At 60.2% G+C, this 24,507-nt stretch carries 20 protein-coding genes and 1 tRNA gene; 15 read left to right on the top strand and 6 right to left on the bottom strand.

Annotated features, from left to right (window positions below; all coding sequences use genetic code 11):
- Positions 1-61: 61 nt before the first annotated feature.
- The 11 genes from asnB to WA237_RS01565 all read left to right on the top strand — a co-directional run bounded on the left by asnB (position 62) and on the right by WA237_RS01565 (position 13,428).
- Positions 62-1,951, top strand: coding sequence for an asparagine synthase (glutamine-hydrolyzing) (gene asnB, locus WA237_RS01615; RefSeq protein WP_336096415.1), 1,890 nt, complete (start codon positions 62-64; stop codon positions 1,949-1,951).
- A gap of 9 nt (positions 1,952-1,960) precedes the next feature.
- On the top strand, positions 1,961-3,448 hold the full coding sequence (locus tag WA237_RS01610; RefSeq protein ID WP_336096414.1) for a lipopolysaccharide biosynthesis protein: 1,488 nt from the start codon (positions 1,961-1,963) through the stop codon (positions 3,446-3,448).
- A gap of 2 nt (positions 3,449-3,450) precedes the next feature.
- A complete protein-coding gene (locus WA237_RS01605; protein WP_336096413.1) occupies positions 3,451-4,710 on the top strand; it encodes an O-antigen ligase family protein in 1,260 nt (419 codons plus the stop codon).
- Positions 4,701-5,783 carry a glycosyltransferase family 4 protein gene (locus tag WA237_RS01600; protein ID WP_336096412.1) on the top strand — a complete coding sequence of 361 codons (1,083 nt, stop codon included), beginning with the start codon at positions 4,701-4,703 and terminating at the stop codon, positions 5,781-5,783. The genes WA237_RS01605 and WA237_RS01600 overlap by 10 nt, the downstream gene beginning before the upstream one ends.
- Complete coding sequence (locus tag WA237_RS01595) at positions 5,770-6,363, top strand: acyltransferase (protein WP_336096411.1); 594 nt, start codon at positions 5,770-5,772, stop codon at positions 6,361-6,363. The genes WA237_RS01600 and WA237_RS01595 overlap by 14 nt, the downstream gene beginning before the upstream one ends.
- Entirely contained in the window at positions 6,363-7,532 is a 1,170-nt protein-coding gene (locus WA237_RS01590; protein ID WP_336096410.1) for a glycosyltransferase family 4 protein, read from the top strand. Before WA237_RS01595 ends, WA237_RS01590 begins: the two co-directional genes overlap by 1 nt.
- Before the next feature lie 115 nt (positions 7,533-7,647).
- Positions 7,648-8,694: a polysaccharide biosynthesis protein gene (locus WA237_RS01585; RefSeq protein ID WP_336096409.1), complete on the top strand. Its 1,047-nt coding sequence runs from the start codon at positions 7,648-7,650 to the stop codon at positions 8,692-8,694.
- Complete coding sequence (locus WA237_RS01580; protein ID WP_336096408.1) at positions 8,676-9,812, top strand: polysaccharide biosynthesis C-terminal domain-containing protein; 1,137 nt, start codon at positions 8,676-8,678, stop codon at positions 9,810-9,812. Before WA237_RS01585 ends, WA237_RS01580 begins: the two co-directional genes overlap by 19 nt.
- Positions 9,809-10,954 (top strand): non-hydrolyzing UDP-N-acetylglucosamine 2-epimerase, encoded by a 1,146-nt coding sequence (gene wecB, locus WA237_RS01575; RefSeq protein ID WP_336096407.1) that lies wholly within the window; start codon positions 9,809-9,811, stop codon positions 10,952-10,954. Before WA237_RS01580 ends, wecB begins: the two co-directional genes overlap by 4 nt.
- A 10-nt stretch (positions 10,955-10,964) precedes the next feature.
- On the top strand, positions 10,965-12,170 hold the full coding sequence (locus WA237_RS01570; protein WP_336096406.1) for a hybrid nucleoside-diphosphate sugar epimerase/sugar transferase: 1,206 nt from the start codon (positions 10,965-10,967) through the stop codon (positions 12,168-12,170).
- Positions 12,160-13,428, top strand: a complete 1,269-nt coding sequence (locus WA237_RS01565; protein ID WP_336096405.1) for a glycosyltransferase family 4 protein — start codon at positions 12,160-12,162, stop codon at positions 13,426-13,428. The genes WA237_RS01570 and WA237_RS01565 overlap by 11 nt, the downstream gene beginning before the upstream one ends.
- Before the next feature lie 918 nt (positions 13,429-14,346).
- Here WA237_RS01565 and WA237_RS01560 read toward each other — a convergent pair.
- Positions 14,347-14,436: transfer RNA gene (locus WA237_RS01560), tRNA-Ser, on the bottom strand.
- Positions 14,437-14,678: 242 nt separating this feature from the next.
- Positions 14,679-15,776 (bottom strand): redox-regulated ATPase YchF, encoded by a 1,098-nt coding sequence (ychF, locus tag WA237_RS01555; RefSeq protein WP_009812726.1) that lies wholly within the window; start codon positions 15,774-15,776, stop codon positions 14,679-14,681.
- Positions 15,777-16,021: 245 nt separating this feature from the next.
- Here ychF and trpA point away from each other — a divergent pair, with 245 nt between their 5' ends.
- Both trpA and WA237_RS01545 read left to right on the top strand, forming a co-directional pair.
- Entirely contained in the window at positions 16,022-16,813 is a 792-nt protein-coding gene (gene trpA / locus WA237_RS01550) for a tryptophan synthase subunit alpha (RefSeq protein ID WP_336096404.1), read from the top strand.
- 83 nt (positions 16,814-16,896) lie between these two features.
- Complete coding sequence (locus WA237_RS01545) at positions 16,897-17,349, top strand: methylated-DNA--[protein]-cysteine S-methyltransferase (protein ID WP_336096403.1); 453 nt, start codon at positions 16,897-16,899, stop codon at positions 17,347-17,349.
- A 181-nt stretch (positions 17,350-17,530) separates the two neighbouring features.
- Here the strand turns inward: WA237_RS01545 and WA237_RS01540 are convergent, their stop codons facing one another.
- The 4 genes from WA237_RS01540 to fsa form a co-directional block, all read right to left on the bottom strand.
- Entirely contained in the window at positions 17,531-18,226 is a 696-nt protein-coding gene (locus tag WA237_RS01540; RefSeq protein WP_040617820.1) for a CDP-alcohol phosphatidyltransferase family protein, read from the bottom strand.
- 35 nt (positions 18,227-18,261) lie between these two features.
- The gene (locus tag WA237_RS01535) at positions 18,262-19,179 is read right to left on the bottom strand and encodes a tyrosine recombinase XerC (RefSeq protein ID WP_336096402.1); all 918 of its coding nucleotides are present in this window, start codon (positions 19,177-19,179) and stop codon (positions 18,262-18,264) included.
- Positions 19,176-19,883, bottom strand: coding sequence for a DUF484 family protein (locus WA237_RS01530; RefSeq protein ID WP_336096401.1), 708 nt, complete (start codon positions 19,881-19,883; stop codon positions 19,176-19,178). Before WA237_RS01530 ends, WA237_RS01535 begins: the two co-directional genes overlap by 4 nt.
- A gap of 213 nt (positions 19,884-20,096) precedes the next feature.
- Complete coding sequence (fsa, locus tag WA237_RS01525; protein ID WP_336096400.1) at positions 20,097-20,750, bottom strand: fructose-6-phosphate aldolase; 654 nt, start codon at positions 20,748-20,750, stop codon at positions 20,097-20,099.
- Positions 20,751-20,798: 48 nt separating this feature from the next.
- Here fsa and WA237_RS01520 point away from each other — a divergent pair, with 48 nt between their 5' ends.
- Positions 20,799-23,078 carry a primosomal protein N' gene (locus WA237_RS01520; protein WP_336096933.1) on the top strand — a complete coding sequence of 760 codons (2,280 nt, stop codon included), beginning with the start codon at positions 20,799-20,801 and terminating at the stop codon, positions 23,076-23,078.
- 184 nt (positions 23,079-23,262) lie between these two features.
- A complete protein-coding gene (locus tag WA237_RS01515; protein ID WP_336096399.1) occupies positions 23,263-24,495 on the top strand; it encodes an MFS transporter in 1,233 nt (410 codons plus the stop codon).
- Positions 24,496-24,507 lie beyond the last annotated feature (12 nt).

Genomic DNA, 24,507 nt, shown 5'->3' with positions numbered 1-24,507 from the left:
TCGGTTCCGAGCAGGATCGCCGCGTGCAACCGCTCTTCCGCAGCTGGTTTGTTTTTTCGTCATGCGTTATCGGGATGAGCGGTCAGCCATGTGCGGAATAGTGGGATTCGCCGCGAGTCAGCGGCCTTCGGATCGGTCCTGGCTGCGAGTCGGGCGCGATATGATGGAGCATCGCGGCCCAGACAGCGCTGGCGAATACTATTCAAATGATGGCCTTGTCGGCTTTGGCCACCGGCGTCTTGCGATCATCGACCTTTCGCCCGGCGGGCACCAACCTATGGTCTGCGAAGAAGGACGCGTCCGGATCACTTTTAACGGCGAAATCTACAATTACCGAGCGGTTAAACAGATCCTAGAGGAGCGAGGATACGCGTTTCGCTCCAGTTCCGATACTGAGGTGATCATTGCCTCTTACAAGGCCTGGGGTGAGGATTGCTTGTCTAGGTTGGAGGGCATGTTCGCCTTTGCCATTCATGACATGGCACACAACCGCATTTTTCTGGCTCGCGACCGGGCCGGGGAGAAGCCCCTGTTCTATCGGCTGAAGGATGGCGAGCTGCGTTTCGCATCGGAGCTGAAGGCGCTGATGGCCGATCCAGCCTTCGAGCGCCGGATCGACCGTGAAGCTCTCGATGTCTATCTGTCGATTGGATACATCCCGGGAGACCGCTGTATTCTGACCGGCGTGAAAAAGCTGCCGCCGGCGCATGCGATGACCTTTGACCTCGCGAGTGGTGATGTCAGGGTTTGGCGCTACTGGGACCTTCCCGACTATGACGCCGATGCCTTCGGCGGCGACGATATTGAGCTTCTTGAGGAATTGGAGCGGCGGCTGTCGGCCGCGGTTGGACGGCAACTGGTCGCCGATGTGCCGGCTGGCGTGCTGCTCAGCGGTGGGGTGGATTCCAGCATTATTACGGCACTAGCCGCGCGCGAAGCGCCACGACTAAGAACCTTCACGGTCGGCAATCCTGACGATCGCGCCTATGACGAGACCTCGTATGCGCAACTGATCGCCGATCATTTCAACACCGATCATACAGTCCTAGACGCGGCCGATGCGACGCCGGATCTTTTGCCGCTGCTGGCGCGCCAGTATGACGAGCCAGTCAACGACTCCTCAATGATCCCAACTTATCTGGTGTCGCGGGCGATCCGGACTCATTGCAAGGTCGCATTGGGCGGCGATGGCGGCGATGAGCTGTTCGGTGGCTATTATTCTGCCAGCCGCATGGCGGAACTGCAGCACCTTTTCTGCCGCATTCCTGTTGGACCACGCCGCGCGGTAAGCGCACTGGCCCAGCGCCATATGTCGCTGGGCATGAAGGGGCGGGCTTATCTCTCTATGATCGGTTTTGACTTGCGCCACGAACTGCCGGTCTTCGCACCTTATTTCGGCCGGTATCAACGGGCGCGGTTGCTGAAAGGTCATGTGGACAATAGTACCTTTGCCGAGGACTTCCGCAGCTCCCGGGTGCCGGACGTCGCCGACGGCGTGCAGCGCATTACGCGGTTCGATTTCAAGAACTACATGCCCGAGGATATCTTGGTTAAGATCGACCGGGCGAGCATGCTGAACTCGCTCGAATTACGGGCGCCGTTCCTTGATCCCTCGGTCATCGATTTGGCTTTCCGCTGTGTGCCCTCGCGCCTCAAGGCCAGCCCGATGGACCGCAAGATCATTCTCAAGCAGCTTAGCTCCAAGCTGCTGCCGCCAACCTTTGATAAGACACGCAAACAAGGGTTTGGCTTTCCTCTGGGAACTTGGCTGCGCGGGGGGGCCTGGAAGAGTGCCTTCGAGGATGTGCTCTTCGACGCGGATTCGCTTTTCGACCGGAAAGAAGTCCAGTCGCTGTTCGCGGGGGTCAATGCGGGGCGTCCTGTTCACGGTCACCTTTTTTGCCTAGCAATTTTCGAATTTTGGAGACGCGAATATGGGGCATCGTTCTAACGGTCGGCGATGGCGATACTGTCTCTCGCGCAGGTCCGCCCACTTCTCACACCATCCTTTCTGCCGCATCGTTTCACGTCCGGAACACTGGGGCATTCACCTAGTCAGAGGTCAGAATCCGGAATACGTGCCTTCGCGGGTGAAAAGACGCACTTTGGCGCCCGGGACAGTGAAACCGGTGGTAAAAACGGCTTGTCGATGAAAGTTAATCTACCAGTGCGAACAGGTCTGTTCAGCGCGGGGCTTCAGGTTAGCGCGCTGGCCGCGGGATTGGCAACCACCATCCTGCTGGCCAGGATTCTCGGGGCCGAAGGCTATGGCATCTATGTCTTCGCCTATGCGAGCATCGCCTTGCTCGCGATTCCGGTTCAGGCCGGTTTGCCGATGCTGGTCTTGCGGGAGACTGCAAAATTCGATTCCATTCCGGATTTCGCCGGGATGAAGGGGCTTTGGAAATGGGCCTCGCTCATCGCGCTGTTTGGCGGCGTCACGGCGGTTTTTCTCGGCGCCACGGTGGCGGCGCTTCTGTTAGGCTACCAGGAGAAGGCATTTCTCGTCGGCTTGGCGCTGATCCCGCTTATCGCCTTGTCGGAGCTTCGCTCCGCGGCGCTGAAAGGTCTAGGCCACGTGATTTACGGCCAGTTTCCTGATCTGGTCCTGCGGCCGGTGCTGTTGGCTGTATTTCTGATCGCCGCAACATTAGTTCTTGAGAATGTCCGACCGGAAACTGCGATGACCCTGCATGTCGTGGTCGCAATTATCAGTTTCACCGTCGGGGCGACGATTCTGTTTGTTTTAGCCCCCGATGGTCTGTCTGGGGTACGGGGCAATACTGGGCATTGGCGCGTCTGGCTGATGTCGATAATCCCGATGGGGACGTCCAGCGCGATCCAGGTTCTGAATGTAAATCTGGGGGCTGTGTTACTTGGTATGCTTTCGGTTTCGGAAGATGTGTCTCTGTTCCGGATTGCCTTTATGGTCGCCAATTTATTGATGTTCGGGCAGGTGGCGATCATCGCGGTCGTTCAGCCTCGGTTGACCCGGGCGCATTATTCCGGGGATCGAGAACATTTACAGTCACTGGCCTCATGGGTTTCGGCGGTGAGCCTAGCGGTGATGCTGACGCTTGTCACGATCATGATCTTTTGGGGGCAAAGCATAATCTCAATTGTGTTTGGCGCCGAATTCAGAGGTGTTTGGCCGCTGGTTCTGATCATGGCCACCGGGCAAACAGTGAATGCGACTTTGGGCTCTGTCGGTTCGGTTCTGATGATGACCGGGCATGAGCGCAAGGCAATGCACATGCTCGTGATGACCACCTGCCTCAGTTTGCCGACCTACTTTGTCCTGATTACACTTTGGGGAGCGATAGGAGCCGCGATTGCGAACGCGCTGACGACGACGGTGCTGCACCTCATGTACTGGTGGGGCGCCAAAAGAGTGCTTAATGTCGATTGCAGCGCGATTTATTACTTTGTGTCGGGAAGGAAGTTCTGAAGATGCTTTCTAAGAGTGTTGAGACCTTAACGGCGATTTCCTTCTTCTTCATGCCGCTGTCGATGCTCTTCATCTATCGTTTTCACGCGCCCTTTTCCGCTCACGCGCTATTGTTCGGAGTTTTGTTTGTTTCTCTGATTCTGTTGACGCTATTCTGCGGACGGATGCCCCGACTCAATATATCTATCGCACTATTTCTTGTCTCTATTACGATTATTGCGCCTGTGAGCATTTTCTCAACAAATATCGAATTGATACTGACGGGGTATATCCGGCTATTCACGATGATGATCCCCTATTTTGTTCTGCTGCTTGCCCTACCAATTGCGCCGGAGGCTCCGGTGGTGGCCGCCAGATGGTTCTCATTCGGCAGCGTGGCCTCAGCTATCTATGCCCTGCAGCTGTTCTTTGCGGGTGAGATATTTTACGCTGGGCGGTTAACCTTCGCTGCGGAGCACAATCCCACGACATTCGGTTCGAACCTAGCGACGTCGCTGCTTCTGATGGGCTGGCTTTATGGACAGAAGCGGATCAGCGGGTTGGTGCTGTCCGCGTCGGTCCCGATTTTGGTGGTGTCGCTGGTACTTTCACAGTCGCGGAACGCGATGATAGCGCTGATTATTGCACTGGGCCTGACTGCCTGCCTGAAGTCATATAGATCGATCAGGTTGTGGAACGGGCGCATAAAGATCTTGCGGAATTTCATTCCTTTCTTTCTGCGCTTGCTGGCCGTGACCCTGATTCTTGTCGGAATCATCGTTGCCGTATTTTCCAGTTTCGAAATCGACGAACGTTTTTATAGTCGAATCCTCGCCACCATTGAGCTATCTAGCGCAACCGACGCGACTGCGGGAAGGGATACGATTTGGGGGAGTTATCTTGCTCTAGACGTGCCGTTTTTTGGGTTTGGGTTGGACAGCACCTCGACATTGCTGCAGCAAGTGGAGATAGAACAACTGCCGCATAACGCGTTTATCCTATCTTATATTCATGGAGGGATCATTTTCTTTTTCCTCTATATCGGGTTCGTATTGACATTCCTTTTCGAGCTCTCAGAGAAATCGACAGAACGGTTTTCATTCCTATTGGCAACCGGGTTGTTCGCCGCGTTCCTTGGGCTGGGTACCGATGCTTATATTTACGCCATCTTTTGGGCGCCGCTTTCGATTTCACTTATATTGCACCGCTATCAGACCGTGGCGCCGCTGAAAGGCAGCTTGCCGGCGGGATCAATGCTTGGGAGTAACCAAACATGCGTATAATGATCGTTGGAAACGGGTTCACCAGGCTCGGCCCTGCAAACCGCCATTATGTGAATCGTCACACCGCCAATTTCCTGACGGACCTGGCCCGACACGGTCATGTCATTACACTGGCGCAACCGTTTGTGCATGACACTTCCGAGGCCGGTCTCAACGACGGTGTTCTTCCCAAGGGTCAGATAAGCTCGCTGCAACTGGCAAAGAACAGGCCGTTGCCAATGCTGCGCGGGCTTGTGGCACTGGTTCGGGCCGATTTCGTCTATCTTTTCTTCCCGGGGTCGTGGTCGCGGCTTTTCGGGCGGCTGTGCCAGATGTTCGGCAAGCGCTTCGGTGTCTATCTCAGGGGCGCGCAGTTTTCCGATACCGACGCAGATGCGCAGCTGTTGCGGCGCGCTGCCTTTGTCTGCACCGTAGCGGGGATGGAGACCCGAGCCGGGGTACAGCAGAGCTGGACGATTCCGATCGCACCGATGCTGGATCTGAGCGCTGAGGATCAGCTGAGCCGGGATTTCCGGGCTGGCGGCGACCGGCCCCTGCGCATACTCTTTACCGGCCGGCTCGAGGTAGAAAAAGGCATTCCGGAACTGATTGAGGCCATGCGTATCCTGCACCGGCAGGGATTTCATTTCGAGGCGCAGCTTGTAGGCGGTGGGCCACTCTACAAAGGGTTGGCGGAGACGCTGGCCGGGCCTGACGCGCCGCCGGTGCGGCTGACCGGGCTGATCGACCAGAAAGTCACACTGATGTCGCTGTACGAATGGGCCGATGTCTTTGTTCTACCGACCCATCACGAGGGTTTTCCGCGCGTGCTTTACGAAGCAATGATTAAGTCCTGCGTTATCCTGACAACTTTCGTTGGCGGGATCCCCTCGCTGATGAAGGACGGACGGAATTGCATCCGTCTTGATGTAAAGGACCCGCAAGGGATAGTGGAGGCGATTTTACGGCTGAGCCGAGACCGGGCTCAGATGCAGGCCATGTCTGATGCCGCACGCCTGACGGTTCTAGACGTCTTGGCCACACGCCCATCGCACTTCGATGCATTTCAGGAGGCGTTGCATGAGGAGTCATGACAAGATCTGGAACGGCCGGTTGGCGGGTCTGCCAGGGGCGCTGGTGCTTGCAATTGGTGTGGTGCTCAAGCAGATCGGGGACAGGCTTGTATCTGCCCTTTGGAGCCAGAATCTGGGATTTTGCGGCAAGGGTACGCAGATACAGAGAGGTGTGACCATCCGGCATCCGGGCCGTATCAGAATCGCCGCGGGCACTACCGTCGCGACCGGTGTGGAGTTGAGCAGCGAACTATCCGGCTCGCTATGCGAGATTGGGTCCGATTGTATAATCGGACGCCGGGCGCGGCTCGATTTCAGTGGCGGGCTTGTTCTGGAGGATGGCGTTGTCGTCTCGGAAGACGCGAAGGTTTATACTCACGACCATAGGCTCGACCCTAAATCCATTCCCGCGAAGTCGCCTCTGGTTATCGGTGCAGGAGCCTGGATTGGCAGCGGGGCAATGATTGTTGAAGGCGCCGGGCGGATAGGCACGGGGTCGGTTATCGCGGCCGGCTCCATTGTGACACGCGAAGTGCCCGATCATGCGCTAGTTGCCGGTGTGCCGGCGCGTGTTATCAGAATGCTCAACCCTGAAAAGTGATGACGACGCGCACGATCCTGATCAGTGTTGCGGCCTATCTTCCGGGGTTCAAGGCCGGCGGCCCGGTACGAAGCACTGCCAATCTGGTAGAGCATCTGGGGGATGAATACCAGTTTCGCATCATCACTGCCGATCGCGATTTCGGCGAGACCCAGCCCTATCGCGACATAGAGCCGGGCCGCTGGTACAGGGTCGGCAAGGCTGAGGTATGTTACTTAGCGCCGAAGCAACTTCGCCTGCATCCTTTGGCTCGGCTGCTGCGTGAGACACCGCATGACGTACTCTACCTTAACAGCTTTCTGGACCCGCGCTTCACAACTCGGCCGCTGCTGGCACAGCGTCTGGGGCTGGCCCCGCGCTCTCAGGTGGTGCTCGCGCCGCGTGGCGAATTCTCCAGCGGCGCGTTGTCGCTGAAAGTGGGGAAGAAACGCGCATATCGCGCCGCGAGCGGCTTGCTCGGTCTGCATAGGGGGCTAATATGGCAGGCTTCATCCGAGGCCGAAGCTGAAGATATTCGCCGCACCATGGCGCATGTGGCCTCTGACATTCGCATCGCACCGGTTCTGCCGCGGGCCGCCGCCGCGCCCCGTCCAGCACACGCCGATCGCGGCGGCGGCCCGCTTCGCATTGCCTTTCTGGGGCGGATCGCGCCGATGAAGAACCTCTTATTTGCGTTGAAAGTGCTGGAGCGGGTCCGCGCGCCAGTCGCGTTTTCGATTTTCGGTCCGCGCGAGGATGCCACCTATTGGGCCCGTTGCGCCCGCGCCATCGATGCATTGCCGCCGAATGTTTCGGTCACAGAGCACGGGCCGATTCTGGCCGAACAGGTGCATGACAGTCTGGCCGGGCACGATCTGTTTTTCCTGCCCACCCGAGGAGAAAACTTCGGCCACGTCATAGCTGAGGCGCTGCAGGCCGGACTGCCGTTGCTTATTTCTGACCAGACCCCGTGGCGCGGGCTCGCGCAACAGGGGCTCGGCTGGGACCTGCCCCTGTCCGACCAGCAGGCATTCGCCGCGGCCATTGAGGCCGTGGCTTGGCAGTCGGAAGCCGACTGGCAGGCGCGGCAAGCCGCTATCGCGGCATATGCTGCCGGGCTGAGAAATGTCGATGCAGCGCTGGCCGCCAACCGGGCGCTGTTCGAAATAATGGGTGCTTCTAATGAATAATTCATGGAAAGCCTACCGCTGTCCGCGGTTTTCGGCGTTCAGGCAGCTTTTTTACACAGATTGTATCGGGGACTACCCATGTCTATCGAACAGTACCTGTTTGAAAGGATAAGGAATGACTTCAGAATTTGAACTTCGAACTTCGTCAGTATTGATTACCGGTGGCACGGGGTCATTCGGCAAGACGATGCTGCGAGACCTCTTGGACAAGGGATGTCCCGAGGTGCGCATCCTCAGCCGCGACGAGGAAAAACAAGACATGCTGCGCACGACCCTGCGCCATGCGAATGTCCGCTACTACATCGGTGACATCCGGGATCGCGACAGTGTCGAACGGGTGATGTCCGGCGTCGATTGCGTGTTTCACGCAGCGGCACTTAAGCAGGTGCCTTCATGCGAATTCTTTCCGATCGAAGCGGTCCGTACAAATATTTTGGGGTCAGAAAACGTGATACGGTCGGCAGTGGACCAGAATGTCCGATCGGTTGTTTGCCTTTCGACCGACAAGGCAGTTTTGCCTGTGAACACCATGGGCATGTCCAAGGCGATGATGGAGAAGTTGGCTCAGGCGCAGGCCCGTGCCATAGGCTCCGATGCCGTCACCACCGTGTCCATGGTGCGCTATGGCAACGTGATGTATTCGCGCGGCTCGGTGATTCCGCTGTTCATCCGACAGATCAAGGCAGGTGAGCCCATCACCGTAACCGAACCCAAGATGACGCGCTTCCTGATGCCATTGCGGGACTCGGTCGCGCTGGTGCATCACGCCTTCAATTACGCACGTCAGGGTGATTTGTTTATTCGCAAGGCCGCGGCCTCAACCATCAAGGACTTGGTCACAGCGCTCCTAGAGCTGTTCGACGTGCCCAACCATCCCGTCGAGGAAATTGGCTGGCGCCATGCTGAGAAGCTGTATGAAACCCTGGCTACCGCACAGGAACTCACACAGTCTGAGGACATGGGCGACTATTATCGTATCCGGATGGACGAACGGGATCTCAACTACAAGGCCTATTTCAGCGAAGGCGAACACGAGACCGTCCACCACGAGGACTACCACTCGCACAACACCCAGCGGCTCAATGTCGAGGGCGTGAAGGCCCTACTGCTGTCGTTGCCTGAAGTCCAGGCCGAACTGGCTGCATGGAATGCGGAGGCATGAAAATAGTAATCACTGGCGCCGGGGGCCTAATCGGCTGGCACGCCGCTGTTAGGGTACATGCCGCAAACTGTGCGGCCCAGTTCAAGGGAACTGCGACACCCTACGATCTTGTGATGCTGGACCACTCCGGTTTCGATGACGATGCCGCGCTGCACGCCGCGATCACCGGTGCCGATGCCGTGCTTCATTTTGCAGGCGTGAACCGGGCGCCCGACGACGTAGTCGAGGCCGCGAACCCGACCATCGCGCGACGCCTTGCCGAGGCATGCAGCATCACCAAAAGCCGTCCGCACGTTGTCTACGCCAACTCCACACACGCGACTAGTGATACACCCTACGGGCGGTCGAAGCGGATCGCAGGTGAAATACTGTCGGGGATCGGTGGTCGCTATTCCGAACTGGTGCTGCCACACATCTTTGGTGAAGGCGCCCGCCCGCGCTACAACAACGTCACGGCGACCTTCATCGAGGCCGTGATCGCGGGGGAAACCCCTGAGATCAACCCAGAGGGGCGGGTCTCGCTCCTACACGCGGGCGCCGCCGCGCAAGCGGCGCTGGAGGCGATCATCGAGGGCCAGACCGGCACGCTTAGGCCTGCCTCGCGCGATATCGCGGTGAAAGAGCTTTTTGATCTCCTGTGGCGTTTTCACTCCGACTACCAGGGCAATATCTATCCCGATCTCCAGGATCCGTTCACCGTCGCGTTATTCAACAGCTATCGCGCGGCGCTGTATCCGGACGGGTTTCCGCGACCGTTGAAGCTCAGCACGGATACCCGCGGCACGCTGTTCGAAGCGGTGAAGGGCGGCGGCGGCGGACAGACCTTTCTCTCGACGACCATACCGGGCGTAACCCGCGGCGACCATTTTCACCTTAACAAGGTCGAACGTTTCCTGGTCGTTCAGGGAGAGGCGGTGATCCGCATCCGCAAGGTGCTGAGTGACGAGGTCTGGGAGTATCGTGTGTCGGGCACCGCCCCGGCACCCGTCGATATGCCAAGCTTGCACACCCATTCGATCGAGAACGTCGGGGACACCGAACTGTTGACACTGTTCTGGACGCACGATCTTTTCGACCCAGCCAGTCCTGACACTTTTGCCGACAAGGTTTTAAAATGAAACGCCTAAAAGTCATGACCATTCTCGGCACCCGGCCCGAGATCATCCGCCTTTCCCGCGTGATGGCACGCCTCGACGACTACACCGACCACGTGATCGTCCACACCGGCCAGAACTGGGACTACGAGCTGAACGAGGTGTTCTTCGAAGATCTCGGCGTGCGCAAGCCCGACCATTTCCTCGGCACCGGCGGCGGCACACTGGGCGAGACGCTGGGCAAAATCCTGTCAGAAACCGAGAAAGTGCTGGCCGAGGAACGCCCAGACGCGGTTCTGGTTCTGGGTGACACCAACTCAGCGATTTCAGCCATGATGTCGCGGCGCATGAAAATCCCGGTCTACCACATGGAGGCTGGCAATCGCTCGTTTGACCGGAATGTTCCCGAGGAGACCAACCGCAAGCTAGTGGATCACATCTCTGACTTCAACCTAGTCTACACCGAACACGCGCGCCGGCATCTGTTGTCGGAAGGCATCCAGCATCGCCGCATCTACCTGACCGGCTCGCCGATGCGCGAAGTGCTTGATCACTACCGCGAGCGGATCGAGGCTTCGGATGTTCTTTCGCGGATTGGGCTGAACGATCGTGGCTATTTCATCGTTTCCTTGCACCGTGAGGAGAATGTCGACAGTGTAATTCGCCTGTCTGCGTTGGTCGATGCGTTGAACCGCATTGCCACAAAGTATGATATGCCGCTCATTGTTTCGACCCATCCGCGTACCAGAAAACGACTGGATGAGCTGAGCGGGATGACTTTCGATGACCGCGTGCAATGGATGAAGCCGTTCGGCTTTCACGACTACAACAAGCTCCAAATGCGGGCCTTCTGCGCGATTTCCGACAGCGGCACGATCGCAGAAGAAAGCTCCATTCTCGGCTTTCCCGCGCTCACCCCCCGCGACGCCATTGAGCGGCCCGAGGGATTGGATGTTGGCAGCCTGATCATGACAGGACTGAATCCGGACACGATCCTTGATGGAATTGCAGCCATCACGCGCGGATTTGCGGACTGTGAATCCCAAGGGCGCGCGCATCCCGTGCCCGCCGATTATTGTGTCTCCAATACCGCTGAGCGGGTGACCAATCTTATCCTAGGGACAGCGCGGCTGTCCAATCACTGGGACGGGATTCGGGAACATTGAGGACTCTCCCGTGAAAATACTGATCACCGGCGCTTCCGGCTTTGTTGCAAGTCAAATCATCCCACATCTGCGCGCGAGTGGAGCCGAGCTTGTATTGATCAGCCGCGATGTGGCTGCGCTTCGTGCCCACTATCCGGAATGCGCGAGCGGGGACTATGACGCTTGGGACAGCTTGGCAGAAGGAGTAGATGCCGTCTTGCATCTGGCGGCCAAGAACAACGATGCGGATGGGGGCGCCGAGACCTTCCATAACGTCAATGTCGGCCTGTTGCGCGATGTGCTGAGAAAAACCAAGAAGTCGGGTATTGCGCAACTAATCTTTGCCTCTTCGCTCCATGCCCGACCTGAAACAGCGAGCAAAAGCCATTATGCAACGTCTAAGATGGCCGCAGAGAAACTGTTGGAAGACCAGTGCAGCTTGGCGCTCCGAATATACCAATTGGCAGCTGTCTATGGCACTGAATTGGCTGGCAATCTTGCCATCGTCACCAAGCTTCCCACACCCGTGCGGCCCGCCCTATTGAAAATACTGGGGGCGCTCCGCCCGACGCTGCAAGCGCGGCGGTTGGCTGATGAGATATTGAATGCTGTGAACGACCCTCGATCAGAGCGGAAAATTCTCACGGATCAGCAGCGCGATAATCCGGCCTTTACTCTATGCAAACGCGGCATGGACCTAGTGTTCGCGGCTACGGTAGGGCTTCTATTCTGGTGGCTCATCGCGATTGTTTGGTTGGCGGTCAAGCTGACATCGGAAGGGCCTGGTATTTTTGCCCAACAACGTGTCGGCCAGCATGGAAAGCCGTTCATATGCTATAAATTCCGCACAATGAAGAAAGACACCAAACAGGCCGGAACACATGAATTGACTAACACATCAGTTACCAAGATAGGAAAGTTACTGCGCAAGACAAAAGTCGATGAACTCCCGCAAATAATCAATCTTCTGAAAGGCGACATGAGCTTGATCGGTCCTCGGCCATGCTTACCCACGCAGATCGAGTTGATAGAGGCTCGGCGCTCGCTTGGTGTGCTTGATGTCCGCCCCGGTATCTCGGGACTGTCCCAAATACGGAATATTGACATGAGCACGCCCAAGGCACTTGCCCAATCCGATGCCGAGTACATAGCGCTGCGCTCGCTACCATTGGAGCTGAAAATCATCCTAGCAACAGCGACTGGTAGCGGTCAGGGGGACAAGACCCGTGACACGTAGCAAGAGCACCAACGGAGACGCATGTCAGGCTCTGAAAATTGCTTTCGTCTCTCAGTATTTTTATCCAGAGCAGTTTTCTAACAACGAGATCGTCAGGCACCTAGTCCAACAAGGTCACTCTGTCGATGTGATCTGCTGTGTCCCAAATTACGGTCAGGACAAATTTTTTGACGGCTATTCGAATAAAACGCGCGCTTCAGAAGAGTGGAATGGCGCGCGCGTGCATAGGGCTTGGACTGTGGCCCGAGGCAAAGGCAAGCTACGCTTAATGCTCAACTATGTCGCCTTTCCTTTTTTTGGAAGTCTGCGGGCGTTTTCGGTTTACAGAGGGCAAACGCCGCCGGACGTGGTGTTTGTATCGATGCCGTCTCCTCTTTTTCAGGCCTTTGTCGGGCTGGTTATAAAGGCCCGGTATGGCGCGCGATGCGTCTATTGGGTGCAAGACTTATGGCCTGAGAGTTTAACCCTCACTTTGGGTCTCAGAAATCCGCTCTTAGTTCGCCCCCTGTCATGGATCTGCGGCTGGCTTTACCGCAAAGCCGACACAGTTCTGGTTCAAAGTGCGGGCTTTCCCGAGAGAATAGAGCGGTTCGGCGTCTCCGCTGCAAAAATAGCCGTGCTACCCAATACTGCCCCTGAAACATATGTGCCGCTAAATCCTGATCCGAACTGGGACGAGACGAAGTTGATGCAAGCGGGCCGCTTCAAATTAGTCTTCGCCGGCAATATTGGAGAGAGCCAGGATATCGAAGGGCTGATTGATGCATTCGCTCGGCTTGATGATGGAATGGACGCACATTTCTATATTATTGGGTCTGGCCGCAATCTGGAGAACGTCAAAGCACGCGTGTTCGACAAGGAGCTTGAGGACAGAATCACATTTTTGGGACGCCATCCAGAAGATCGCATGCCCAATTTCTTTGCCAACGCAGATGCTTTGATCGTCGCCCTAAAGGACAAAGATATATTCTCGCTGACCGTTCCCTATAAGGTGCAATGCTACATGGCTTGCGGACGGCCAATTATTGCCATGCTCAATGGCGAAGGGGCGCGCATAATTCAGCGCAGTGGAGGTGGTTTTGTTACCCCCGCTGAAGACGTGGGGGAACTAGAAAAATCTTTGAAGCGTTTCTGTGCCCTTAGTGACGGTGAGCGAGTCGCAATGGGGCAGGCCGCGCGTCGTTGGTTCGACATTCACTACTCAAAAACTGCCGTCTTTGGAGCGCTCGAGGTCGTTCTCGCCGGCGACGCACCGTGAAACGCTGTTAGATATCTCCACCACCGGGGGCCGCCGCCCAGCATTTTCGTTAACCCATTAGCGGTTCAAACACGCCCATACATTCCAATTGAGCAAACGTGTAAATAGTTCGGCCTGAACAACTCGTATGATACTGATAGTGTTGGCGAAACTGGTGATTTTACTCATGGCCCAGCGCAGGGTTTCGTAGTCGGGTATTCGAAACCTTGCAATGTTAGGTCCAGCATGAAACGTCGTGATCCCGCCTCTGAGCAGGATGATCTTCAGAGGCTGCGCCTCGTCGACGAGATCGGCCTGCGCCACGAGTTGGTGTAGCTTGCGGGCCTGATCAACTGGAACTGGTGGGTGGGCCGGGTTCTCTTCGGCGCCGACCGGCCAGCCCGCCAGACATCCGCGCCTGATGGCCGGATTGATTTCCCTTCAGCGCAACCTAAAAGCTGTCGGACAAGGCCGTTGTCGCTCGGTGGATCGAGAACCGTAAGCGATGCGACAATCACACGTTGGGGGCGTAGGTTCCAGAGGAGGAGTATCTTCGATACGGGTTTGTTTGTGGCCGTTGATGGTAGCTGTGAACGAACTAGCCCCCTTTTCGACCGGAAGCCTCGGGCTGGCCAAGGAGGCTTAAGGAGAGCCTCAAGCACGAGCTTACGTTGAGATAGAAATAATAAGGCCCCAAGTTGAAATCGCGCTTACGCCAGAGAAACAAGCCGCGAGATCGTAAAAAATAGCTCATTTCCAATGTGTTACACTGAATGTAGCGCGATTTTTGTGTGACCCGCTGCGGAAAATATCGGCCGATAGAGAGAGGGCACGGCGTCCCACAGCACGCGCGAGGTAAATGCGGTATCTACTAAGGCCTTTGAATATAAGGAAAAATTAGCGCCATCTCACCTAAGAGAAAGGTTTTTCTCTGGGAAATGGCGGAGCCGATGGGATTCGAACCCACGAGACCCTTCCGGGCCTACTCCCTTAGCAGGGGAGCGCCTTCGACCACTCGGCCACAGCTCCGCTGGCGTGTTTATCGACCATGGCGCGGGGGGGCAAGGGGCAATCTGGACGATTTTTCGATCTCTTGCCGATGTGCCAGATTGGGGCAGGGCAGGGGGCCGGACGGCTGACAGGCGCTGCGTTAAGACTTGGCGCGCGCCGCCAGATGCGCACCGTCGCTTTACCGTCGCAATACCGACGTCTCACAGACAAAGGCCGGACGCTTGGCCCGGCCTTGTTAACCTCTCGCTGCGACGGGGGGATCAGGTGTTGAACAGGAAGTGCAGCACATCGCCATCCTTGACGATATAGCCCTTGCCCTCGGCCCGCATCTTGCCCGCGTCCTTGGCCGGCTGCTCGCCGCCGAGGCTCACGAAATCATCATAGGCGATGGTCTCGGCCCGGATGAACCCTTTCTCGAAATCGCCATGGATCACACCCGCCGCCTTGGGCGCCGAGGTGCCCGTCTTGATGGTCCAAGCGCGCGCCTCCTTGGGGCCCACGGTGAAATAGGTCTCGAGATGCAACAGCTCATAGCCCGCCCGGATCAGCCGGTCGAGCCCGGCCTCGGTGAGCCCCATTTCGTCAAGGAACATCGCCGCTTCCTCGTCGTCGAGCTGGCTGATTTCCTCTTCGATCCGGGCCGAGATCACCACATGCGAATTGCCCTGCGCGGCGGCCATCTCGGCGACTTTGGCGGAATGGGCATTGCCGGTGGCGGCCTCTTCCTCAGAGACGTTGCAGACATAGAGCACCGGCTTGGTGGTCAAGAGCTGCAGCATCTTCCAGGCGCGCATATCGTCGTCATCCACCGCCACGGTGCGGGCCGGGCGCCCCTCTTCGAGCGCCGCCTTGGCAGCCTCGAGAAGGCGCTGCTGCTGCACCGCTTCCTTGTCGCCACCGCGCACCTTACGGATGATGTTCTGAAGCCGCTTCTCGATGCTCTCGAGATCGGCGAGCATGAGCTCGGTCTCGATGGTCTCGGCATCGGCCACCGGATCAACGCGGCCTTCGACATGGGTCACATCGCCATCCTCGAAACAGCGCAGCACATGGGCAATCGCATCCGTTTCGCGGATATTGGCCAGGAACTGATTGCCGAGCCCTTCGCCCTGTGCCGCGCCTTTGACGAGACCGGCGATATCGACAAAGGTCATCCGCGTCGGGATGATCTGACGGCTGCCGGCGATCTCGGCCAGACGGTCGAGCCGCGCATCGGGCACGGCGACCTCACCGACATTGGGTTCGATCGTGCAAAAGGGAAAATTCGCAGCCTGCGCGGCGGCGGTTTTCGTCAGCGCGTTAAACAGCGTCGATTTGCCCACGTTCGGCAGCCCGACAATCCCCATCTTAAAGCCCATGATGCACCTTTCCTAGCGACGGGCCGCTTCTAGGGCCGCAAGGCCCCAGATACAAGCCCCGTTACTGGTCCTCATACTGGCCCCGTTGCTGGTCCAGTCATTGGCCCAGATAGGGACCGGAACTTGCGCAGCAAGGCCACAGACCCCGCCCATATGGCGCAAATTGCACCGCCTGCGCCGCAGGGACCATTGAATTCACCCACGTTATGCGCCAAAGGAGGGCGACGTTTTGAAGGATGACCGCCATGACCCGTATCGACGCCAAATTCGCCCAGCTCAAGGTCGAGGGCAAGAAAGCCTTTGTCGCCTATGTGATGGCGGGCGATCCCGATTACGACCGCTCGCTCGAGCTGGTCAAAGGTCTGCCGGGCGCCGGGGTCGACATCATCGAACTGGGCCTGCCCTTCACCGATCCGATGGCCGACGGCCCGACCATTCAGCTCGCCGGTCAGCGCGCCCTCGAAGGCGGCATGACGCTCGACCGCACGCTGCAATTGGCGCGTGAGTTCCGCGAAGGCGACGACAGCACCCCGATCGTGATGATGGGCTATTACAACCCGATCTATAACCGCGGCGTCGATCGCTTTCTGGCCGACGCCAAAGAGGCCGGGATCGACGGTCTCATCGTGGTCGATCTGCCCCCAGAAGAGGACGAAGAGCTCTGCATTCCCGCCCAGGCGGCCGGGCTGAACTTCATCCGTCTCGCGACCCCCACCACCGATGACAAACGCCTGCCGAAAGTGCTGCAAAACACTTCGGGCTTTGTCTATTACGTCTCGATCACCGGCATCACCGGGGCCGCCGTGCCGCAGGCCAGCGACGTCGCGCCCGAAGTGGCGCGGATCAAGGCGGCGACCGATCTTCCGGTGATCATCGGCTTTGGCATCCGCACCCCCGAGGTGAGCCGCGAAATGGCGAGCGTTGCCGATGGCGCGGTCGTGGGCTCCGCCATCGTGAGCGCCATGGCCGAGGGCAAGCCGGTCGGCGAGGTGCTCGACTTCGTCAAAGGTCTGGCCGACGGCGCGCATTCCGCCTGAGCCACGGGCTGAGCTGCTTTAGATCGCTCTAAACCGCAGGTTCCGGGTTGCCTGTCCCGCCCATGCGGGGCCAATGTGGCCGCATGGCTGAACGCATGATCCAGACGCCCTTGGGGCCCATCACCCTCACCGCCAGCGATGGCGCGATCACCGCGCTCGACTGGCGCCAGGGCGCGCGCGACACCACGCCCGAGCTCTGCGAAGCCGAGGCCCAGCTTGACGCCTATTTCGCCGGCACACGACAGGCGTTCGACCTGCCGCTGCGCGTCGAGGCCTCCGAGTTTCAACAGCGCGTCTGCGCCCGGATGCAGGCCATCCCCTTTGGCGACACCCTGACCTATGGCGATCTCGCCCGCGAGCTTGGCGCACCGGCCCAAGCCATCGGCGCGGGCTGTGGCGGCAACCCCATCGCCATCATCATCCCCTGTCACCGGGTGCTCGGCGCCAAGTCTCTGGGTGGGTTTTCGGCCAAGGGCGGGGTGGAGACCAAGGTCTGGCTCCTGCGCCACGAAGGGGCGGCGGGGCTGTTGATCTGAGGGAAACCCCGCGCGGAGCATAGGGCCTTTGGCCGGCCGCGCATCGCCGTGCCGTCCCCGGGCACGGCGATTTGGCCAAGCTCGGCACAAGGTTGCGAGGGTCTACGAAATGCTCAGGGATAAAGTGCCATGCCGACAGGGGACATCGCCGTCCCCCGGCACGTCGCTACCCGGCTGATGCTTACCCGCGCCGCTCCGGCACGATCTGCTGCACGATGCCGACGAAGACCAGATAGATCGAGGTCACGACAAGCCCCCAATGCGCCCAGCTTTCGGGGTGGAAATCGACCCAGGCCGCCCAGCCCGCGAAAAACGTCCAGGCCAGCGCCATCGGCAGCGACAGCTTGCGCCAGCGCTCGGTGCGTACCGGGTGGATAAATTTGAGCGGCAGGAACATCGCCAACGCCAGCGTCGCCACGAGAAACAGGCTGATGTAGAAATTCGGCTCGACCGCAAAGATCACCAACACCAGCATGTTCCAGCAGCCGGGAAAGCCAGAGAATGAATTATCCTTAGTTTTCATCCGCGTATCGGCGAAATACATGGCCGAGGCATAGGTGATCACGATGATCGCGAACCAGCCGGTCCAGCCGGGCAAGAGCCCCGATTTGAACAGCGCAAAGGCCGGGATGAACACATAGGTGAGATAGTCGATGATCAGATCGAGCAGCACACCGTCGAACTCGGCCGCGTTGCGCGCCACGTCATAGCGGCGTGCCAGCGGCCCGTCGATCCCATCCACCGCGAAGGCCACCACGAGCCAGAGAAACATCAGGCTCCATTTCCCGTCCACAGCGGCCAGCATGGCGAGAATGGCAAACACCGCACCGGTGGCCGTGAAAAAATGGACGCTCAGCGCCTTCATACGATCTGTCATTGGGCTTTCTTGCCGCAAAACGCCGGGCGGTTCAATCAGGCTTTGGGATGGGCGGCGCGGTAGACTTCGAGAAGCCGCGCGGTGTCCACCGCCGTATAGGCCTGCGTGGTCGAGAGCGACGCATGGCCGAGCAATTCCTGAATGGTGCGCAGATCGCCCCCGGCGTTGAGCAGATGGGTGGCAAAGCTGTGGCGCATGGCATGGGGCGTGGCGCTGGCGGGCAGGCCAAGCTGCACCCGCACCTGCTGCACCACCTTCTGCACGATCCGCGGGCTGAGCGGCCCGCCGCGCGCCCCGCGAAAGAGCGGCGCGTTCTCGTCGAGAGGGTAGGGGCAGAGCTTGGCATATTCCGCCACCGCCGCCCGTGCCGCCCCGATGACCGGCACCAGCCGCTCCTTGCCGCCCTTGCCGCGAATGCGCAGCATCTCGCCCAAGGGCAGGCTCTCGCCAGTGAGCGACAGCGCCTCGGAAATCCGCAACCCACAGCCGTAAAGCAGCGTGATCACCGCCATGTCCCGCGACCCGATCCACGGCGCGCTCGATTGCTGGCCCGCCGTCGCGATCACCTCGCGGGCATGCTCCGCGCTAAGCGGCCGGGGCAGCTTGCGGGTGAATTTCGGCGACCGCATCGACAGCACGGCGGTGGGATCGAACCCCTCGCGCTCGGCCAGCCAGCGGATAAAGGATTTCACCGCCGACAGTTTCCGCGCCAGCGACCGTGGCCCGACCTCGCCGCCACTGCGCATCTGCGCCATCCAGGCCCGCATGTCGGTGACGCTGATCCGGCCCAGCGCGGCGATCCCCGCCTCACCGCCGAGATGCAGGCTCATGAAATTGAGAAACTCCGCCACATCGCGTCCATAGGCCTCGATCGTGTTCTCCGATTGCCCCTTGAGCGCGCGCGACATGTCGAGCCAGCCCTGCAACGCATCGCGGGCGGCGGGCGACATCATGACAGCCAGCGCCGCATCGCACGTTCAAAGACGCCGCCAAAGAAGGTGAGAAGATCGGTGCCCTGCTGCGGCGTGAACTGATGCGGATCTTCCGCCCCCAGCACCAGCATCCCCGGCAGCCGGTCCTGCCCGAGATCGAGCCGGATACAGGCCTCGGACCGCAGGAACGCTGCCCGCTCGCCATGCACCCGCGCATCCGCGTCGGAAAGCTGCCGCAAGGTGACGATCCGCCCCGGCCCGCTCCGGCTGTCGGCGAGGTAGCGGTCGATGAACCCGACCTCCGCCACCGAGAGCACATCGCCCATGCGCTGCACGCTCGGGTCATTGTCATTCTGCGCCGATTCGAGGATGAGCCGCACGCTGTCGACCCGCAGGATCTCGGCCACATCGCCGCCAAGATCGCGCAGGAAACACTCGAACTCCACCGGGTCGAGCATCCGCAAGATCGCGCGATGGATGATATTGGTGCCGGCAAGGTTCTCATAGGCGGCGGCGATGACACTGCGATGGGTGTCCTCAAGCCGGTCGAGCCGCGTCTCGAGCCGATCCATGGCGATGCCGCGCAGATCGACGATATTGCCGCCCATCGCCCGCTCATTCGCCGCGATCAACGCCCGCATAAGCTCCTTGTCGTCAAGAATCACATCGGGTTGCGTCATGATCTTTTCGCGCAAGGGTTCGTCCATGCGGGGGGTGCTGCTCATATCTGCCTCGGTCTTCATTGCCGTATTTGCCTAGTCTTATCGCCTCTCGGGCCGAATTTTTAAAGGGTTTTCTGGTCCCGCCCCCCGGGAAATTGCCCCGCTGCCCCGGCCTCGTGCCTCAACCTATGCCTCAACCTCTGCCCGAAATGGAAACGCCCGGCCCCCTGAGGGGACCGGGCGCATCGCATCGCAATCGTCGCGCTTTGGGCGCGATCAGAGGATCTTCTGACCGGTCTTGGCCCAATCCGCCATGAACGCCTCGAGCCCCTTATCGGTGAGCACATGCTCGGCCATCTGCTTGATCACTTTCGGCGGCGCGGTCATCACATCGGCCCCGATCATCGCCGATTGATAGGCGTGGTTCACGGTGCGGATCGACGCGGCGAGGATCTGCGTGTCATAGCCGTAATTGTCATAGATCTGGCGGATGTCGGCGATCAACTCCATCCCGTCGAGGTTGATGTCGTCGAGACGCCCGATAAAGGGCGAAATGAACGTGGCTCCCGCCTTGGCCGCCAAGAGCGCCTGATTGGCCGAAAAGCACAGCGTCACATTGACCATATTGCCCTCATCCGAGAGCGTCTTGCAGGCTTTGAGCCCGGCCCAGGTGAGCGGCACCTTGACCGCGATATTCTCGGCGATCTGGGCGAGCTTGCGGCCCTCGGCGATCATGTCATCGGCCTCGGTGGCGACAACCTCGGCGCTCACCGGGCCCTCTACCATCCCGGCAATCTCCTTGGTCACTTCGAGAATGTCGCGCCCGGATTTCATGATCAGCGACGGGTTGGTGGTGACCCCGTCCACCATTCCGAGATCGTTCAGCTCGGCAATCTGATCGACCTCTGCGGTATCGACGAAAAATTTCATAACGGCCCCCTTCATGGATTGGCGTTTCCTTTGCATCCCGTGTACCTCATGGTGCAGCCTGCCGAAACCCCGAAGGCGGCCCGATCACCCGCAGGAGACGAGGATAATTTGCCGCAAACCGCCCCCGGATATGCCGACGCCCCCGGATATTTTGACGGAGGAGAGCTGATCGCGGTGCTGACCACCCAGCCGCTCGATCGCACGCTCGATTACCGCGCACCCGACGGCGGCTGTCACCTGGGCGCTTTCGTCGAGGTGCCGCTCGGGCCGCGCAAGGTGCTGGGCGTGGTCTGGGGCCGGGGGCGCGGTGATTTCGACCTCTCCAAGGTGCGCGCCGTGCTGCGGGTGCTCGACGTGGCGCCGATGCGCGCCGAGATGCAGGAGTTTCTGACCCGCGCCGCCGATTACACGCTGACACCGATGCCCGCCATGCTGCGGCTCGCGGCCCGCGCGCCGGGGCTCTCCGACCCGCCGTCGATGCGCAAGGTCTACCGGCTGGGCGACGCCACCCCCGACCGGATGACCGACGCCCGCACCCGCGTGCTCGAGGTGCTGCGCGACTATGGCGGGCTCTCGTTCACCCTCAAGGAGCTGAGCGATCAGGCTGGCGTCACCTCCTCCGTGGTCAAGGGGCTGGTCAAGCTCGGCGCGGTGGCCGAAGAGGACACGCCGCGCGATCTGCCCTTCCCGCGTCTCGATCCCGGCCTGCCCGCCGCCCAGCTCACCGAGGATCAATCCCGCGCCGCCGCCCATCTGGCGCAGGGCTTGCGCGCCGGGCGCTATGGCACGACGCTTCTGCGCGGGGTGACCGGATCGGGCAAGACCGAGGTCTATCTCGAAGCGGTGGCCGAGTGTCTGCGCCAGAACCGGCAGGCGCTGGTGCTTCTGCCGGAAATCGCCCTGACCGAGGAATTTCTGCGCCGCATCGGCGCGCGGTTTGGCGCGCAGCCCGCCGAATGGCATTCCGGCGTGACCATGACCGAACGCCGCCGGATCTGGAAAATGGTGGGGCAGGGCGGCTGTCAGGTGGTGGTGGGCGCGCGCTCGGCGCTTTTCCTGCCGTTCCGCGATCTCGGGCTCATCGTCGTCGACGAGGAACATGACAGCTCCTACAAGCAAGAGGATGGCGTGCTCTATAATGCCCGCGACATGGCGGTGCTGCGCGCTTCGATCTGTGACGCGCAGGTGGTGCTCGCCTCCGCCACTCCGAGCCTCGAGAGCTGGGCCAATGCCGAGGCCGGTAAATACGCGCGGCTCGATCTCACCGCCCGCTTTGGCCCCGCCGTCATGCCGGAACTGCGCGCCATCGACATGCGGGCCGAAACCCTGCCGTCGAACCGCTGGATCTCGCCCAGCCTTCAATCGGCGGTGCTGCGCCGCATCGAGGCAGGTGAACAGTCGCTCCTTTTTCTCAACCGGCGCGGCTATGCCCCGGTGACCATCTGCCGGGCCTGCGGCCATCAGATCGCCTGCCCCGATTGCGACGCGCGCATGGTCGAGCACCGGTTTCTGAAACGGCTGATGTGCCACCAATGCGGCGAAACCGCCCCGATCCCCGAGGCCTGCCCATCCTGCGAGGTCGAGGGCAAGCTGGCGGTGGTCGGCCCCGGTGTCGAACGGCTCACTGAAGAGGCGCAGGCGCTTTTCCCCAATGCGCGGGTGGCGACGCTGTCGTCGGATCTCTTCGGCTCGGCCCGCGCCCTCAAGGAACAGATCGCCGCCATCGGGCAGGGCGGCGCCGACATCGTCATCGGCACCCAGCTGGTGGCCAAGGGGCATAACTTCCCCAATCTCACTTTGGTGGGCGTCATCGACGCCGATCTCGGGCTGCAGGGCTCGGACCTGCGCGCGGCCGAACGCACCTTTCAGCTGATGCGTCAGGTGGCGGGCCGCGCTGGCCGGGCCGAGAAACCGGGCACCGCGCTCCTCCAGACCTTTCAGCCCGAACACCCGGTGATCCGCGCCATTCTCTCGGGCGACGAAGAGGGCTTCTGGCGGGCCGAGGCCCGCGAACGCGAGGCGGCGGGCGTGCCGCCCTATGGTCGCATGGCGGGGATCGTGCTGTCCTCGCCTGACCCGCAAGAGGCGTTTGACGCAGGTCTCGCGCTGGCCCGTGGCGATGCGCCGATCCGCGCCATCGGGGCGCAGGTCTATGGCCCCGCCCCCGCCCCCATCGCCCGGGTGCGCGGCCGTCATCGGGTGCGGCTTCTGGTCAAGGCCCCGAAAGGCGCGGCGCTGCAAGGCGCGGTGGCGCGCTGGGTGGCGCAGATCCGCCCCGGTCCCAACCTGCGGATGAGCGTCGATATCGACCCGCAAAGCTTCTACTGACGCGCCTGCTGACCCCGCCGATCCGGGCCAAAATCTGCACTGTCGCGATACCGCCGTAATACCGACGTGTCACCGATGCGCCATTTCCGGCCTCTTTCTGGTGTCAAATACCCAAATCCCCCGGCCCGCCGCTTGGCGCCAAAGCCTCTCGCCAAGCCCGGTGTTTGGGCGTAAAGCCATTGCCATGACCCAGATCGTCCCCCTCGGCGAGGCCCGCCACCTGCCTTTCTGGCGCCGGCCCGTGACCCTTCTGTTCCTGATGGCCGCCGCCATGCCCATCGCCTTCTCCACCTGGTCGGCGCTGCTCAATAATTTCACCATCGAAGTCGCCGGCTTCGACGGCTCCGACATCGGCTGGCTGCACACGGTGCGCGAGATCCCGGGCTTTCTGGCGGTGGGGGTCATCGCCATCATCATCTTCATGCGCGAACAGGTCCTAGGCCTTGTTTCCTTGGCTCTTCTGGGGGCGGCGACCGCCATCACCGCCTGGTTTCCGACCATGGGCGGCATCCTCACCATCACCATGCTGAGCTCGATCGGCTTCCATTATTACGAGACGGTCAACCAGTCGCTTCAGCTGCAATGGCTCGACAAGGTCCGCGCGCCCAAACTGCTCGGCTGGCTGGTGGCGGCGGGCTCGGCGGCGACGCTGGTGGTCTATGTGATCATCGTGGCGCTCTGGGACACGCTCGGGCTGAGCTATAATATCGTCTACATGGCCTCGGGCGGCTTTACCGCGCTGGTCGCGCTCTTTGCCCTCTTCGCCTACCCGCAGTTTGAATCGCCCACCCCGCAGGTCAAGAAGATGATCCTGCGCCGCCGCTACTGGCTCTATTACGCGCTGCAATTCATGGCCGGTGCCCGACGTCAGATTTTCGTGGTTTTTGCGGGGTTTATGATGGTCGAGAAGTTCGGTTTCGACGTCCATGAAGTCACCGCGCTCTTCCTCATCAACCTCGTCGCCAACATGATCTTCGCGCCATTGATGGGCCAGGCCGTGGCCCGGTTCGGCGAACGCAACACGCTGGTTTTCGAATATGCCGGGCTGGCGCTGGTCTTCCTCGCCTATGGCGGCATCTACATGTTCGGCTGGGGCGTGCTGCTCGCGGCGGTGCTCTATGTGGTGGATCACCTGCTCTTCGCGCTGGCGCTGGCGCTCAAGACCTATTTCCAGAAAATCGCCGATCCCGCCGACATCGCCCCCACCGCTGCCGTGGCCTTTACCATCAACCACATCGCCGCCGTCTTCTTGCCCGCGCTTTTGGGCTATCTGTGGCTCGTGTCGCCCGCCGCCGTGTTCATTCTGGCGGCCGCGATGGCGACAGTGTCGCTCTTGCTGGCGTTGCTTATCCCGCGCCATCCGGCTATCGGCAATGAAACAAGGCTGACCAACCCGCTGGTCCGCCCCGCAGAATAACTCTGACAGAGG

The sequence above is a fragment of the Roseovarius sp. CH_XMU1461 genome (assembly GCF_037027165.1).
In the GTDB taxonomy this organism is placed as follows: Bacteria; Pseudomonadota; Alphaproteobacteria; order Rhodobacterales; family Rhodobacteraceae; genus Roseovarius; species Roseovarius nubinhibens.
The sequence above is the reverse complement of the archived record's forward strand: the minus strand, read 5'-3'. Positions and strand labels throughout refer to the sequence as shown.

What these genes read in the sequence shown, in the direction of transcription:
- asnB (WP_336096415.1), top strand. Translation starts at nt 62, where the DNA reads ATGCGTTATCGGGATGAGCGGTCAGCCATGTGCGGAATAGTGGGATTC.
- WA237_RS01610 (WP_336096414.1), top strand. Translation starts at nt 1,961, where the DNA reads ATGGCGATACTGTCTCTCGCGCAGGTCCGCCCACTTCTCACACCATCC.
- WA237_RS01605 (WP_336096413.1), top strand. Translation starts at nt 3,451, where the DNA reads ATGCTTTCTAAGAGTGTTGAGACCTTAACGGCGATTTCCTTCTTCTTC.
- WA237_RS01600 (WP_336096412.1), top strand. Translation starts at nt 4,701, where the DNA reads ATGCGTATAATGATCGTTGGAAACGGGTTCACCAGGCTCGGCCCTGCA.
- WA237_RS01595 (WP_336096411.1), top strand. Translation starts at nt 5,770, where the DNA reads ATGAGGAGTCATGACAAGATCTGGAACGGCCGGTTGGCGGGTCTGCCA.
- WA237_RS01590 (WP_336096410.1), top strand. Translation starts at nt 6,363, where the DNA reads ATGACGACGCGCACGATCCTGATCAGTGTTGCGGCCTATCTTCCGGGG.
- WA237_RS01585 (WP_336096409.1), top strand. Translation starts at nt 7,648, where the DNA reads ATGACTTCAGAATTTGAACTTCGAACTTCGTCAGTATTGATTACCGGT.
- WA237_RS01580 (WP_336096408.1), top strand. Translation starts at nt 8,676, where the DNA reads ATGGAATGCGGAGGCATGAAAATAGTAATCACTGGCGCCGGGGGCCTA.
- wecB (WP_336096407.1), top strand. Translation starts at nt 9,809, where the DNA reads ATGAAACGCCTAAAAGTCATGACCATTCTCGGCACCCGGCCCGAGATC.
- ychF (WP_009812726.1), bottom strand. Translation starts at nt 15,776, where the DNA reads ATGGGCTTTAAGATGGGGATTGTCGGGCTGCCGAACGTGGGCAAATCG.
- trpA (WP_336096404.1), top strand. Translation starts at nt 16,022, where the DNA reads ATGACCCGTATCGACGCCAAATTCGCCCAGCTCAAGGTCGAGGGCAAG.
- WA237_RS01545 (WP_336096403.1), top strand. Translation starts at nt 16,897, where the DNA reads ATGGCTGAACGCATGATCCAGACGCCCTTGGGGCCCATCACCCTCACC.
- WA237_RS01540 (WP_040617820.1), bottom strand. Translation starts at nt 18,226, where the DNA reads ATGACAGATCGTATGAAGGCGCTGAGCGTCCATTTTTTCACGGCCACC.
- WA237_RS01535 (WP_336096402.1), bottom strand. Translation starts at nt 19,179, where the DNA reads ATGATGTCGCCCGCCGCCCGCGATGCGTTGCAGGGCTGGCTCGACATG.
- WA237_RS01530 (WP_336096401.1), bottom strand. Translation starts at nt 19,883, where the DNA reads ATGAGCAGCACCCCCCGCATGGACGAACCCTTGCGCGAAAAGATCATG.
- fsa (WP_336096400.1), bottom strand. Translation starts at nt 20,750, where the DNA reads ATGAAATTTTTCGTCGATACCGCAGAGGTCGATCAGATTGCCGAGCTG.
- WA237_RS01520 (WP_336096933.1), top strand. Translation starts at nt 20,799, where the DNA reads ATGGTGCAGCCTGCCGAAACCCCGAAGGCGGCCCGATCACCCGCAGGA.
- WA237_RS01515 (WP_336096399.1), top strand. Translation starts at nt 23,263, where the DNA reads ATGACCCAGATCGTCCCCCTCGGCGAGGCCCGCCACCTGCCTTTCTGG.